This window comes from Synechococcus sp. BS55D (assembly GCF_004332415.1).
Classification (GTDB): Bacteria; Cyanobacteriota; Cyanobacteriia; order PCC-6307; family Cyanobiaceae; genus Synechococcus_C.
Genome location: NZ_PHQT01000002.1, coordinates 21,380 through 35,639, shown reverse-complemented (window position 1 = coordinate 35,639; position 14,260 = coordinate 21,380). Strand labels below are relative to the sequence as shown.

The 14,260-nt window shown below is 58.8% G+C and carries 13 protein-coding genes and 1 tRNA gene; 10 read left to right on the top strand and 4 right to left on the bottom strand.

Going from position 1 to position 14,260, the window contains the following annotated elements; all coding sequences use genetic code 11:
- Positions 1–2: 2 nt before the first annotated feature.
- Complete coding sequence (locus CWE16_RS03680; RefSeq protein WP_131593120.1) at positions 3–251, bottom strand: NAD(P)H-quinone oxidoreductase subunit L; 249 nt, start codon at positions 249–251, stop codon at positions 3–5.
- Between the two features lie 68 nt (positions 252–319).
- On the opposite strand from CWE16_RS03680, the gene CWE16_RS03675 reads away from it, so the two are divergent.
- The 5 genes from CWE16_RS03675 (at position 320) to CWE16_RS03655 (ending at position 6,646) form a co-directional block, all read left to right on the top strand.
- Positions 320–405, top strand: a tRNA-Leu gene (locus CWE16_RS03675).
- Positions 406–479: 74 nt separating this feature from the next.
- Positions 480–3,137 (top strand): MGH1-like glycoside hydrolase domain-containing protein, encoded by a 2,658-nt coding sequence (locus tag CWE16_RS03670; protein ID WP_131593118.1) that lies wholly within the window; start codon positions 480–482, stop codon positions 3,135–3,137.
- A gap of 103 nt (positions 3,138–3,240) precedes the next feature.
- Positions 3,241–4,842, top strand: coding sequence for a GMC family oxidoreductase (locus tag CWE16_RS03665; RefSeq protein ID WP_131593116.1), 1,602 nt, complete (start codon positions 3,241–3,243; stop codon positions 4,840–4,842).
- Complete coding sequence (locus tag CWE16_RS03660; protein ID WP_131593114.1) at positions 4,839–5,693, top strand: DMT family transporter; 855 nt, start codon at positions 4,839–4,841, stop codon at positions 5,691–5,693. Before CWE16_RS03665 ends, CWE16_RS03660 begins: the two co-directional genes overlap by 4 nt.
- Before the next feature lie 5 nt (positions 5,694–5,698).
- Complete coding sequence (locus CWE16_RS03655; protein WP_131593112.1) at positions 5,699–6,646, top strand: VOC family protein; 948 nt, start codon at positions 5,699–5,701, stop codon at positions 6,644–6,646.
- A gap of 2 nt (positions 6,647–6,648) precedes the next feature.
- Here the strand turns inward: CWE16_RS03655 and CWE16_RS03650 are convergent, their stop codons facing one another.
- Positions 6,649–7,140: a DoxX family protein gene (locus CWE16_RS03650; protein WP_131593110.1), complete on the bottom strand. Its 492-nt coding sequence runs from the start codon at positions 7,138–7,140 to the stop codon at positions 6,649–6,651.
- Positions 7,141–7,305: 165 nt separating this feature from the next.
- Here CWE16_RS03650 and CWE16_RS03645 point away from each other — a divergent pair, with 165 nt between their 5' ends.
- On the top strand, positions 7,306–8,082 hold the full coding sequence (locus CWE16_RS03645) for an SDR family NAD(P)-dependent oxidoreductase (RefSeq protein ID WP_131593108.1): 777 nt from the start codon (positions 7,306–7,308) through the stop codon (positions 8,080–8,082).
- Here CWE16_RS03645 and pyrC read toward each other — a convergent pair.
- Together pyrC and CWE16_RS03635 are read right to left on the bottom strand one after the other, a co-directional pair.
- A complete protein-coding gene (gene pyrC, locus CWE16_RS03640; protein WP_131593106.1) occupies positions 8,079–9,167 on the bottom strand; it encodes a dihydroorotase in 1,089 nt (362 codons plus the stop codon). The two genes, CWE16_RS03645 and pyrC, sit on opposite strands and share 4 nt — an antisense overlap.
- A gap of 10 nt (positions 9,168–9,177) precedes the next feature.
- Entirely contained in the window at positions 9,178–10,827 is a 1,650-nt protein-coding gene (locus CWE16_RS03635) for a SulP family inorganic anion transporter (RefSeq protein WP_131593104.1), read from the bottom strand.
- A 126-nt stretch (positions 10,828–10,953) separates the two neighbouring features.
- Between CWE16_RS03635 and CWE16_RS03630 the strand changes: the two genes are divergently transcribed.
- The 4 genes from CWE16_RS03630 (at position 10,954) to CWE16_RS03615 (ending at position 14,260) form a co-directional block, all read left to right on the top strand.
- Positions 10,954–12,069 carry a calcium/sodium antiporter gene (locus tag CWE16_RS03630; RefSeq protein ID WP_131593102.1) on the top strand — a complete coding sequence of 372 codons (1,116 nt, stop codon included), beginning with the start codon at positions 10,954–10,956 and terminating at the stop codon, positions 12,067–12,069.
- A 114-nt stretch (positions 12,070–12,183) separates the two neighbouring features.
- On the top strand, positions 12,184–12,684 hold the full coding sequence (locus CWE16_RS03625) for a DUF2231 domain-containing protein (protein ID WP_131456390.1): 501 nt from the start codon (positions 12,184–12,186) through the stop codon (positions 12,682–12,684).
- The gene (locus tag CWE16_RS03620; RefSeq protein ID WP_131593100.1) at positions 12,681–13,316 is read left to right on the top strand and encodes a DUF2231 domain-containing protein; all 636 of its coding nucleotides are present in this window, start codon (positions 12,681–12,683) and stop codon (positions 13,314–13,316) included. Before CWE16_RS03625 ends, CWE16_RS03620 begins: the two co-directional genes overlap by 4 nt.
- Positions 13,313–14,260 (top strand): cytochrome c oxidase subunit II, encoded by a 948-nt coding sequence (locus CWE16_RS03615; RefSeq protein WP_131593098.1) that lies wholly within the window; start codon positions 13,313–13,315, stop codon positions 14,258–14,260. Before CWE16_RS03620 ends, CWE16_RS03615 begins: the two co-directional genes overlap by 4 nt.

Genomic DNA, 14,260 nt, shown 5'->3' with positions numbered 1-14,260 from the left:
GGTCAGACCTCTCCTTGACCCTGAAGACGGAAATTAAGGAAAGGAGCAAACAGAATCATTCCTGGGAAGAACAGGAAGACGAGACCGTAGATCCCAAGCCGCTCGAGCTTGCCCATGTGATGCCAACGGCGATTCATCCACAGAAACAGCCCCAGCGGCACGATGAACAGATAGGCCCCACCCAACAGCCCATAGGCCACAAGCACGGGAAGCCAGGTTGGATCGAGCAGGCTCGTCAGGGCATCCAACACGACATCAATCAACCGGTTGCGTCGAAATCTAGGATGCCGTTCAGGGTGCCGGAAGCCGACCACCCACTGGGGGCGTGGCGGAATCGGTAGACGCACGCGACTTAAAATCGCTTGGGATGAAAATCCTGTGGGGGTTCAAGTCCCCCCGCCCCCACTCAGTCTCTGGGCAATCACTAGGCAAGTTCATGCCCTCTGCCTAGTTTGAAGGTGACGCAAGATTGATGCTCCATGCAGCCCGCAGAACTGCTGCGCTGTCAACAGCGAGATGCGGGGCTCGAGCCATGGGATCGCTGGGGCACCTACTTAAGCGACCGTCAGTGGGGAACGGTGCGGGAGGACTATTCCGCTGATGGCAACGCCTGGGCCTCCTTTCCCTTTGACCACAGCCATCTGCGCAGCTATCGCTGGGGGGAGGACGGGCTGCTCGGCCTTAGTGATGAGCAAGGCCTGCTCTGCTTGGCACCAGTGCTCTGGAACGGAAAGGATCCGATCCTCAAAGAGCGCCTATTCGGCCTTGGTAATCCCGAGGGAAACCATGGCGAAGACATCAAAGAAGCGATGTATCACCTAGCCGGTACACCCACCGGCAGTTACGCCAAGGCGCTGTATCGCTACCCCCAGTGCCCCTTCCCCTACCAACAACTGCGGGACGAAAACCGACAGAGGGGAAGGGATCAACCCGAATTTGAGCTGGTGCACACCGGTGCCTTTGACGAAAGCCGCTTCTTCGACCTTGAAGTTGAAATCGCCAAAGCCACCCCTGAGGATCTATTGATCCGCTACACAGTTACCAACCAGGGACCAGAGGCCGCTGCGGTGCACCTGCTGCCAAGCCTCTGGTTCAGAAACACCTGGAGTTGGGGAGACGGAGATGCAGCCCATGGGCAGATTGAAGCCCTGGCGGATGGTGTGAAGACGTCAGCAATTCCAGGGCTGCCAGCGATGGAGTTGCGCTGCAGTGAAACAGGCGATTGGTTGTTCACGGAGAACGAAACCAACACCGAGGCTCTGTACGAACAACCCCTACAACAGCCCTACGTTAAAGACGCCTTTCATCGCTATGTGATCCAGGGAGAACAGGATGCGGTCAATCCCCAGCGGGTGGGAAGCCGCAGCGCCCTGCACCTGCAGCGAACCCTGGCAGCGGGAGAGGTGTGGTGTGTTGATCTTCGGCTTTGTCGACACGACCGCCGTCATTGTGATGAAAGAAATCTGCTGGCGTCCGAGCACGCGAGCACACTGCTGCAACAACGGCGAGCAGAATGGAGCGAGCACCTAGGCAGCATCACCGGGGCGCTGGATCTGGAAGACCAGGCCATCCATGCAGCGGCGGCGGCAGGCCTGTTCTGGTGCCGCAAGTTCTACAACTGGAATGTCTCCCGCTGGTTGCGGGGAGACCGAACCGGACCGAAACCGCCTGAGGCGCGCTGGCATAGCGAAAACGCCTACTGGAAAACGTTGCGCTCCCGCAATGTGATCTCCATGCCCGATTGCTGGGAATACCCCTATTTCTGCCAGTGGGATTTGATGTTTCATGCGGTTGCTTTCGCCGAACTGGATCCGGGCGAGGCCAAGCGCCAATGCCGCATGCTGCGTCAAGCGTCCTACACGGCCAACAACGGCCAGTCACCGGCCTACGAGTGGGCGCTCTCCGATGCCAACCCGCCGATCGGCGCCTGGGCGGCGCTGCGCATCGCCCAGATCGAACAACGCTGTGGCGGTCGACTCGATAACGCCTTCCTGCGCAGTGTCTTGCGCGAGCTGTTACTCGAATATGGCTGGTGGGCGAACCGCACCGATCGCAACGGCGACAGTCTGTTTGAGGGGGGCTTTCTCGGCCTCGACAACATCGCCATCTTCGACCGTCGCTATCCCCTGAAAGACGGCAGTCGCATCGAGCAATCCGATGGCACCGCCTGGATGGGCATGTGCAGTCTCAACATGCTTGAGATTGCCGTCACCCTGCATCAAGACCGGCCGGAGTATGCCGAACTCACCGATCGTTTCATCGACGACTTCTGCGTGCTCTGCTTCGCGCTCAACAGCCCAGGCGTCCGCGGCTTTGTGAACTGGGATGAACAGGATGGTTTCTACTACGACATCCTCAAACGCCCCGATGGATCAAGCGACTATCTGCGCACCCGCTCACTCGCAGGTCTGATTCCACTCCTAGGAATCGCCAGCTTTGATGCCGACCAGGTGGCGAGGATTCCCAACCTGGATGTGCGCCGCACAATCTCGGAGGTGGCCAGGGAACGGGGAGCTCCGTTTGATCACATCAACCATTTGGGGTCATGGCACCGCGACCGCGTGCTCTACTCCCTCGTGCCGCCATCCCGACTGCGACGCATCCTGACGCGGGTCTTCGACGAGAACGAATTCCTTTCGCCCTATGGGATTCGAAGTCTCTCCAAGGTGTATGAGACATCTCCTTACAGCTACGTGGAGGGCAGTGATTCAGCCACCATTAGCTACAGCCCCGCGGATAGTCCGGTGGCCATGTTTGGCGGCAACTCCAACTGGCGTGGACCAATCTGGATGCCGATCAACTTCCTTCTGATCGAAGCGCTTCAGAAATACGGACACTTCTTTGGCGATGATTTTCTGATCGAGTTCCCCACCGGTTCAGGCCAGCAGATGAATCTGTGGCAGATCTCTCTTGAACTGCAGAAACGTCTGGTCGGCATCTTTCGTCGAGACCCTGAGGGACGTCGGGCCTTCAATGGTGATGTGGACCTGTTCCAGAAAGACCCCCTGTGGAGGGACCTGTTCCTCTTCAACGAATACTTCCATGGCTGCAATGGGGCTGGCGTAGGCGCCAGCCATCAGACCGGATGGACAGCTGTAGTGGCCAAGATGCTGACGCAATTGAAGCGCTGGAACTGAAGGAAACGACTCAGGACGTGGAGACGTTGTCATCAACACATCATTGCTGACGGCACAGACATCACTTCCTAGCGTTGCAAGAGGTTTTGTGGTTGTGACTCCGATGGACCTGTGCACTCGAGCCGCACACCGCACAACACCCGTGGAACCCCAGGGCGAAGCGTTCGATGTGGTGATCATCGGAAGTGGTGCGGGAGGCGGAACGCTGGCGAGAGCACTGGCCGATTCAGGCCTTTCGATTTTGATTCTTGAGCGGGGGGGCTGGCTGCCGCGCGAACCCCAGAACTGGGATCCAGTGGAGGTCTTCCAGAAGAATCGCTACGTCAGTCAAGACATCTGGAAAGATCAACACGGAACGTCTTTTCAGCCCGGCAGCCATTACTTCGTTGGTGGCGCATCCAAAATGTATGGAGCCGCGCACTTCCGCCTGCGGGAACGAGACTTTGAGTCGGTCATGCATGTCGACGGAGAGTCACCGGAGTGGCCCCTGAAATATGACGTGTTTGAGCCCTATTACCGCAAGGCCGAAGAGTGGTATCACGTGCACGGACTGCGCGGCGAGGACCCTTTCGAACCGCCGGCATCATCGCCCTATCCCTACGCGCCGATCAGCCATGAGCCACGCATGCAGAAGCTGGTGGATGACTTGCGTTCCGCCGGGCTACACCCCTTCCACCAACCAACAGGTGTTGCTCTGAATGAGAGTGATCCAGCCTTCAGTGCCTGCGTCCGCTGCAACCGCTGTGATGGATTCCCTTGTCTGGTTCATGCCAAGGGAGATGGTGAAGTGATGGGCGTTCGCCCTGCACTTGATCACGACAATGTGTTCTTACTCACCGATGCCGAGGTGGTGCGGCTTCAGACGGATGAGAAAGGGCATGAAGTAAGCGAAGTCGTGGTCAAACACAAGGGCCAGGAACGACGATTCAAGGGCTCCATCGTCGTGGTGTCCGCCGGTGCCGCCAACAGTGCACGACTTCTGCTGATGTCTGCGAACGACGCTCATCCCCGCGGTCTCGCCAATCGCTCCGACCAGGTGGGACGTAATTACATGTATCACAACTGCAAGGCCGTCGTTGCTCTTGCCCATGAACCCAATCCCACGGTGTTCCAGAAGACGGTGGCGATCAACGACTGGTATTTCGGCGATAACGACTTTGATTTCCCGATGGGTCACGTACAAATGACCGGCAAGACCAATGGGGCGATGATGAAGGGATACAAGCCACGGCTCACAGCCCTCGCTCCCACCTGGAGCATGGACAAACTCGCTGAGCATTCGCTTGATTTCTGGATGCAGACGGAAGATCTGCCACGAGCCGATAACCGTGTCACCGTGGATCGCAACGGTCAGATCACCCTGTCGTATACGGCCACCAATAACCGGGCATCCGAGGAGCTGATCCATCGGCTCGAAGGCTTGCTCGACAAGCTCTATTTGCAGAATCACCTTGCAGAACGCCAGGTCTACTTCGCTTCCGCCATGGAACTGGCCGCCGTTGGCCATCAGTGCGGCACCTGCCGTTTCGGCACCGATCCCACCACTTCAGTTCTGGACCTGAACTGCAAGGCCCATGATCTCGACAATCTCTATGTGGTGGACACAAGCTTTTTCCCCAGCAGCTCGGCAGTGAACCCTTCGCTCACCACCATTGCAAATGCGATCCGAGTGGGCGAACACCTCGTTGAGCGGCTGAAACCATGAGCCAGAAACACTCTCTCTGGCTGGGATCGGTCTTTATCGTTCTGGCCTTTCTTGCCAACACGGCCCAGAGCGTATTCGGCAAATACGTTGATTCATACCTGAGTGTGCAGGTATTCACATTTGGCACCTTTCTTGTTGCTTTTACACTGGTTTTACTGCTGACAGCTTTGCGCCAATTCAAGGACTTACCAACCCGTAAAGGTGGCTATCACCTTTTGCGCGGCATTACCGGAATTGCAGGATTCACCCTCTTCATTGCAGCCGCTCAATTAACCTCACTCGTAGACACCAATGTATTGGTCAACACAACACCGATCTTCATTCCAATCCTGGCATTGATCTTCCTACGTCAACGCATTAGCTGGCAGATCTGGCTTGCCATTGTGATTGGCTTTGCCGGCATGGTGGTCGTGGTTCGCCCTGATGCCAACATCCTTTCCAACCCAGGCAACCTCGTGGCACTTGCGGCAGGCTTTGTTACCGCTATTGAATTTCTTGCAGTCAATAAACTCGACGAAAGCGAAACCCCCCTCACACAATTATTTTACTTTTTACTCTTCGGAGTTGTCGTATCTGGCTGCCTAGCCATTGGCCACTTCCAGGCAACTCCTCCCTGGGTCCTCTGGATGATGGTAGCAACCGGACTCTGCCTCCTGGCCTTCCAATTCTTACTGATCAAGGCCTATCTCTATGCAAAACCTCATGAAGTAGGCGCCTTTCAGTACAGCTCGGTCGTGTTTGCGGCCATCTTCGGCATTGTTCTCTTTCGCGAAAGCATAAGCTTGGAAAGCATTATCGGGGCAGTCATGATCTGCGCTGGTGGCATTGTCAGCATCTCAGGGAGGCATTGACTGTCATGGCCATTCAACGGGTCCTTGGCTTACTGCAGAACGCAGCACAGCCCAACGAGCTAGCAAATTGGTATATCGACAACCTTGGCTTTGAAGTCACTGGTCGTGATTCGTTAGAGGGGGAATGGATCCTGCAACTGTTTGGCGACATCGCGAAGGCCGGAATTGAACGCGTTGTACTTGAAATCGGCGACGAGCAACTTCAAATCTGGGGATGGCCAGGGGTGAAGGATCCAACTCCTTATCCCGAGTGCTGGGGAGGGAATGATCACTGGTTCCAGCACATCTGTCTGGTGAGTGATGACCTGAGAGGGATCTACTCTCGCTTACTCGATCAGGGCATCAACCCAATTTCAACTCAGCCCCAATGCCTTCCAGAATGGAACAGCGCTGCTGCAGGCATCTGGGCTGCGAAATTCAAAGATCCTGCCGGCCACCCTCTAGAACTGCTGCAGTTCCCCGCAGATAAAGGAGACAGCCGTTGGCATGAGAAAAGCCGCAATAACGGGCTTCCCAAGGGTATTGACCACTCAGCGATCAGCATCGCCAACACGGAAACCAGTCTGCGTTTCTATCGCAACATGCTGGGCCTCGCAGTCAAAGGAGAGAGCCTTAATCATGGCCCTGAACAAGACGCCATGGATGGATTGCAGGGCACCAGAGTGGCTATCACTGGAATCGGCCCGGGGCCGCATCGGATGGGAATCGAGTTTCTCCGCTACATCGCACCGACCGGAGGTCGGGATCGTCAACATCCGAACTGGAGTGATGCCTGTGATCGAAAACTCCTGATGCAAGCTGACGCCATCAGTGCCCTGCATGAACGTGTCATCAACAGTGAATCAGGGAGCGATTGCAGCCCTCTGGTGAGCTTGCCTGCTGAGGCTTTCTCTGCTCAGCTTGGCTTCACAGTGCGTGATCCCGATGGCCATAGCCTGCTGATCGTGGGTTGAAATCAACCGAAGATCACCTGCAGGCGAGGCGCAACCAAAACAAGATCAAGGCTCAATGGCCCACCACCTGAGGCCATCAGAACTGCACACATCACCACATACATGGCAGCTTTCTCCCAGCTGGGGGGCTCACCAACACCCATGGGTCCGGCATAGTCACCTTCAGGGATCTGGAACGGATCTGGCGCGATAAAGGGGAAACCACTTCGGATCTCAAGCACAACGGCATAGAGCATCGACACGGCGATCGCCGCGGCCGCAAGGGGTGTTAGCAGGCCCATGATCAGAGCAACGCCACCGGCCCACATCGAGAATGCCGACAGAAAGCAAAGCCAGGCCGGAGTCTTCATAGCTGCAGCCCAGGTGTTGAGGTTTCGCAGCTTCGGCCAACCATGGCGAATGAACACCACACCGGTGAATAGACGCAACAGCACCAAGCTGAGTGCTGCCAATCCGGCGGGGGAGGTGGGGACTAATAGGGCGATCGGATCCATGCCAGGAAACCTGTGATAACCGGACAGTAGAAACAATCACTCTTGGCGTCATGAAAGCCAATGACTCGATGAGCAGGAGATGACAAGAACACAGCCGGATCGACGAAAACCAGCTAACTAAGAAGGGCTCGATCCCTACGTTTTATGGCTCAGGTTCCCCAGGCGATGACCTCCCTGTCTCTGCAAGACAAAGTGATCGTCGTCACCGGTGGCAACTCCGGCATCGGTAAGGCAATCGTCGAAACGGTCGGGAGCCTTGGCGCGAAGGTGGTCATCGATTACCGCTCGCATCCCGAACGCACGGAAGAGCTGATCGAAGAGATCGGCGAGCTCGGTGGGAAGGCGATTGGTGTGCAGGCAGACGTGGGCAAGCTTGAAGACCTTCAAAACCTTGTCGACACTGCGGTGAAGACCTTTGGACGCATTGATGTCATGGTCAATAACGCCGGTATCGAGACACGTACATCCATTCTCGACACCAAACCTGAAGACTTTGACAAGGTGATGAACGTCAATCTTCGGGGCGTCTTCTTCGCCACCCAATACGCCGCGAAGCAGATGATTGCTCAGGGTACGGGTGGTCGCATCATCAACATCTCCTCGGTGCATGAAGACTGGCCAATGCCCAACAACACCCCCTATTGCGTTGCCAAGGGGGGCGTGCGCATGCTCACCCGCACGGCCGGTGTGGAACTCGCCGGCAAGGGCGTCACGATCGTGAACGTCGGCCCTGGTGCCGTTGCCACACCGATCAACGATTCCACCATGAACAATCCTGAGCTGCTGGCCAAGCTCAATGCAGCCATCCCCATGGGCCGAATGGCCCAACCAGAGGAAATCGCCTCTGTGGTGGCCTTCCTTGCCAGCAACGGAGCCAGCTACATGACCGCCACCAGCCTGTTCGCCGACGGCGGCATCATGATGAGCAGTCCTGGGCTCTAACCATCCACCGCGACACGCCAAGCCAGGGTCTCCCCGGCATGGAACAAACGCGGTGCTTCCGCTGCATCGAGGGCATCCGCCCTGCGATCCGACAGCGTCAGGCTCTGGGGTACCACCTGGAGCTGGCGCACCAGGGTGACCGTTTCGCTGTTGAGAGGCAGGCGGTAGAAACGGGGCCCATGCTCACTGGCAAAGCCTTCCAAGCGATCCAACGCCCCTTGCTGCTCAAAGATCGCGGCGTAGCTCTCCAGGGCGTGGGCCGCATTGAAGATGCCCGCGCAGCCACAGCTGGTTTCCTTGGCGGAGCGGGCGTGGGGAGCGGAATCCGTGCCCAGAAAGAAACAGGGCTCACCACCGGTGGCCGCTGCCACGAGGGCACGACGATGCCGCTCTCGCTTCACGACTGGCAAGCAATAGAAATCGGTGCGCAACCCACCCGAAAACATCGCGTTGCGGTTGAGATGCAGATGGTGAGGGGTGATCGTGGCCGCCAGGGTTTGTTCCCCTGATTGGTGCGCAGCGCGTACATAGTCCACAGCTTGTTCGGTGGTGATGTGCTCCAGCACCACCCGCAGAGAAGGAAACCTCCGGCGCAACGGCACCAGATGCCGTTCGATAAACACAGCCTCCCGATCAAACACATCCACCTCTGGATCGGTGACTTCGCCGTGGATCAAGAGGGGCAGATCGATCGCCTGCATCGTCTCGAGCACTGGGGTGATGGCGTCTAGCTCCCTAACCCCAGCAGCAGAATTGGTGGTGGCATTGGCGGGATAAAGCTTCACCGCTGTGAAGACTCCAGCCTCGAACCCCTGCTTCAGATCCTGAGGGTCGGTGGAATCGGTGAGATAGGCCGTCATCAGCGGCGTGAACGACAGACCTGGTGGCAACGCCGCCAGGATGCGCTCGCGGTACGCAACAGCGGCCTTCGTGGTCGTCACCGGGGGCCTGAGGTTGGGCATCACGATGGCCCGGGCGAAAAGGCGCGCTGTCGATGGCAGCACCGCCTCCAACATGGCCCCATCCCGCAGATGCACATGCCAATCGTCGGGGCGACGCAGGACGATGCGGGATGGGATATCCATGGGCGAGGGATCAAACGGGAAGACCAGCCACCGCGGAGTGGAGGGCCTGCAAACGATCCTCGCTGATGCATTCCCCGGGAATCTGCTCAATCAGCTTCAGCTTCTCCAGACGGGTGCGGGCCGCACCAGGAAGCACCACCAGATGCACCCGGCGGCCCACCTCAAGGGCCTCCTTGATCGCGTTTTCAAGGGCCAAAGAAGCGGTCACACCCAAATGGGTGACTTCCCGCAGGTCGAACACCACCGCGTCGCAATTGGCGATGGCGTTGTGTTCACGGGCAATTGTCTTGGCAACCCCGAAAATCATCGGACCAGCAAGCTGAAAGAGCAGCACGCGGCCAGCGGCCTTGTCCAGAAGCTGCTGCTCCTCAGGGGCGAGCTCCACATCATCATCAGCGGTGCTGATCGTTTTCACACGCTTCGACTGCAGGGCGCTCATGCGGTCGATCGTGAGCACGTTGGCCACGAACACTCCGATTCCCACCGCAGCAATCAAATCGACCAACACGGTCAACGCGATCACGCCATAGGTGATCAGGGCCGCCTTCAGAGAGAGGTGATGGGCGCGGCGCAGGAAATCCCAGTCGATGATGTCGAGACCCACCTTGAGAGCAATGCCCGCCAGCACGGCCAGAGGGATCGTCGACACCAAGGGGGCTGCCAACAGGATCACCAGCATCAGGATCACGGCCCTGACAACGCCGGAGAGGGCGGAGCGGCCACCAGCCTGAATATTCACGACGGTGCCCATGGTGGCGCCAGCACCAGGCAATCCACCGAACAGACCAGAGGCAATGTTGGCGAGGCCTTGACCCACCAGCTCCTTATCGGAATTGTGCTCGGTGCGGGTGAGGCTGTCCGCCACCACCGAGGTGAGCAGAGCATCGATGCAGCCGAGCATGCCCAGCACGGCGCCATCGATCACCATCAGCCGAATCTGACCTCCTGAAAATGTGGGCAGGTGCAGGGTGGGGAACTGAGCCTGGAATTCTGGAATGGTGCGCAGATCAGCCGACGCAAACAACGTGACCGACAGGATCGTTCCCACCACCAGAGCCAGGAGCTGGGGGGGGCAGATCTTCTTCAGTCGGCTGGGGGTCAACCACAGAATCGCCACGGTGATCAGGGCCAAGGCCAACTCGAAGGGCCGGACCCCAGAGAGCAGCTGCGGCAACTGAGTCAGCGTGCCGACCACACCTCCCTTGGGGCTGGCCTGCCCCAGAAAGGGAGCCAACTGAAGGATCACGAGAATGATGCCGATCCCGGACATGAAGCCGGAGATCACCGTGTAAGGCATCTGGGTGATGTACCGCCCCAGGCGGAACACCCCGAAGAGGATTTGGAAGAGGCCGGCCAGGATCACCACCGTGAAGGCCATCGCCAGGGCGGTCTCCTTATCGGGAGCTGTGGCCGTAAAGCTGAGGATTACCGAGGTGAACACCACCGTCATCGGACCGGTGGGCTCGGAAATCAGGGTGGGCGTCCCGCCGAACAGGGCGGCGACCAGTCCAATGATCACTGCGGCCCAGAGTCCAGCCGCGGCACCGGCACCGGAGGCCACACCGAAGGCAAGGGCCATGGGCAGGGCGATCACGGCGGCGGTGACGCCGCCGAAGGCGTCACCCCGGACATTCCGGGTGCTGATGTGATTCAGAAGCACCTTGAGAAAGAGGGTGAGTGTGAGGTCGCGAAATGCTAGTTGTCTGGTTTGAGGGCAGACCTGTCGGACGATCAGGATTCGTCATCACCCTCAAGAGCAGACTTAATTCTTTCCCTCAGCGTCGCGATGCCCCCCTTCCTGATTGCCGCCCTGGAAGTGCTTGTCGGAATCGCCCTGCTGTTCGGAGGCGGTGAACTGTTCGTCCAGGGCTCCGTCACCCTGGCTCTGATTCTGGGGATTCCCCAGTTGGTGATCGGCCTGACGGTGGTCGCCCTTGGCACCAGTGCGCCGGAATTGTTTGTGAGCGTTGGCTCCGCCCTTCAAGGCTCCGCCGATCTAGCGGTCAGCAACGTGGTGGGCAGCAACATTTTCAATGTGATGGTGGTGCTCGGCAGCAGCGCCCTCGTGCTGCCTCTGCGGGTGGAGAGTCGCCTCGTGCGCAGGGATGTTCCCCTGCTGCTGGCGATCTCAGCTGCCGTCTGGGGCATGGCCTCGGCAGGCCGGGTCACCTGGCAGGCAGGAGTCGCCCTGCTGGTCGCCTTAGCCATCAACACGGTTTGGGAGATCCGCACGGCTCGGGAAGAACCTGATGGCATGGAGGAAGCCGAGCCGGAGATCGATCCGAGCTCGGCCGATCAGGGGCTCTGGGGGGCGATGCTGCGCCTGGCCGCAGGCATTGTGCTGCTGGGTTTCGGCTCCAACGTGCTGGTGAAGGGAGCCAGCGCCGCCGCTGGCTTCCTCGGGGTGAGCGAGGCCGTGATTGGACTCACGATTGTGTCGGCGGGCACCTCGATGCCGGAACTGATCACCTCCCTGGTGGCGGCGATCCGGGGGCGGACCGATCTGGCCATCGGCAACGTGGTGGGAAGCAACCTCCTCAACCAGCTGCTGGTGCTCAGCTGCGCAGCCCTCGCCTCCGGGGCCCATGGCCTGCATGTTGACCCGATGCTGATCGAGCGTGATCTGCCGGTGATGGTGCTGACGACCTTGGCCTGCATGCCCATCTTCTGGACCAAAGGGCGGATCACCCGACTGGAAGGAGGAATCCTCGTTGGCCTTTACATCTTTTATGTGATCGACCAGGTGCTGCCCAGGACCCTGCCGAGCTGGCAAGACGAATTTCGACTGGCGATGCTCTGCCTTGTACTGCCTGCCGTACTGGTGCTGATCGCCCTCCAGGCGATCCTCTACTGGCGCCAGCTTCGCTATCGCCGAGACAGCCTCGACAGCGAGCAGTCGTGACAGGGATCACCTGCTTCGGTGATCAAATACACATAAGGCATTCGCAATCCGACAAGGAGGGATGACTCCTGAGCTGAGGCTGATCATCCTTGAAAGGCAACGCGCGGCTTGCTGATGCTCGAGCTGCTCCCACCTCTCAACGACAAGAATCTGCCCTGGCTCGATGTGATCCACCCGATCGTGGTTCACTTCGTGATCGCGATGGCCCTGATCACGGTCGTCTTCGACCTGCTCGGGGTGATCACCCGGCGGCGAAACCTGTTTGAAGTCAGCTTTTGGAATCTGGTGGTCGCCACCGTCGCCATCTTCGTGGCGATCATCTTTGGTCAGATCGAAGCAGGTCTGGCCAATCCCTACGGAGCTGCCCGCGATCTGCTGAACTACCACAGCACGATCGGCTGGTCGCTGGCCGGGGTGCTCGGCCTGTTGACCGGTTGGCGTTACGTCGTTCGCCAGAAGGATCCCACCGTTCTTCCGGCGGGTTTCCTCGTGATTGACGGAGTCCTGGCCGTGCTGGTGTTCTGCCAGGTGTATCTGGGCGACATGCTCGTGTGGGTCTACGGACTCCACACCGTTCCGGTGGTTGAGGCCGTGCGCAGCGGGGTGATCTCATGAGCCCTCTCTTCAGCGAACTCTTCACAACGATCTCTTCGCCGATCAATGAGATCGTCGATCAGTTAGGAGCCAACGATCTCCCCTACATCGTTCCGGTGCATCCGAATCTGGTGCACTTCACCATCGGCCTGTTTGCGATCGGCATCGCCTTCGACTTCGCTGGTGCCTTCTATCCACTCGAGAAGCGGGTGTTCCGCTACCTCGCCCTTCCGGTCACGCGGGTCGGTTTCCACGATGTGGGCTGGTACAACCTGCTGGCCTGCAGCCTGATCAGTTTCTTCACCGTCGGCGCCGGTTTCTACGAGATGTTGCTCGCGGTTCCCCTGCCAGGAGTGCGCAGCGTGATCGGCCAGAACGCCATCGACACCATGCTGTGGCATGCGGTGGGTGGAGTAGCTCTGCTGCTGATGATCGTTGCCATGACGATCTGGCGCGGTTACCAGCGTTTCGTCTGGCGCAAAGACTACGGACGTCAGGTGAGCTGGCTCTATCTGGCCTGCGGAAGTCTGATCCTGGTGCTGATGGGCGTCCACGGGAGCCTTGGCGCCTGGCTCGCCAGCGAATTCGGGGTGCACATCACCGCCGACCAACTCTTGGCGGCAGGTGCCGATCTTCGCGAGGTCCTGCCATGACGACCAGCACACCCAAGGGGCGTGGAGGACTGCCAGTCCGTCTCGTGGCAGTGATCCTGATCTGCACGTTGATCGATGCTCTGCTCAGCTATCAGGTCTCCCGCTGGGCCTATGGCTGGTTACCTGTTCCGGCCTCGACTGCAGCTCCTTACGTGGATGGGCTGTTCAGCCTTGAGGTGGGGATTGGCAGCTTCATCTTCATCGGATGCGTGGGTTTCATTCTCTGGTCGGTCATTGTCCACAGGGCCGAAAAATATGACGAAAGCGATGGCCTACCGATCGAGGGCAACACGCGCCTGGAGATCACTTGGACCGTGATCCCCTTCGTGATCGTGATGGCACTCGCCTTCTATTCGATCGATGTGAATGAAAAGCTCGCGGCGCTCGGCCCCAAAGTGAAATACGACGTGGAAGGTGGCCTCGGTCCGGAAACGTCCCTTGTGGTCGATCCCCACAAGGACTATGGCCCCATCCAGGTGATCGCCCGTCAGTGGAGCTGGGAGTTTATCTACCCGAACGGCGTTCGCAGTTCCGAACTGCATCTGCCGATCAATCAAAGAGCCAACTTCGAGCTCAGCAGCCTGGATGTGATCCACGGCTTCTTCATTCCCGCCTTCCGCCTCAAGCAGGACATCGTTCCAGGCAGTGTGATTTCTTACAGCATCACGCCGACCCGTGAGGGACGTTACCGGCTCCGCGATTCACAGTTCAGCGGTGCCTATTTCTCGCACAACCAGACCGTTGTGATCGTCGACAGCGAGGACGACTTCGAATCCTGGCTCTCCACCAGCTCCGCCCAGCCTCTGGTGGCTGGCTTGAGCCCGGGCACTGAGCTTTATGCCCAGCGACTAGCCCAAGGAGACCGGGGCTGGGCAACGGTTCCCCCAGCTCCACCACCGATGGTCAATGACCCCGGCAACCCCAACGCGCCTCACGACGCCTGA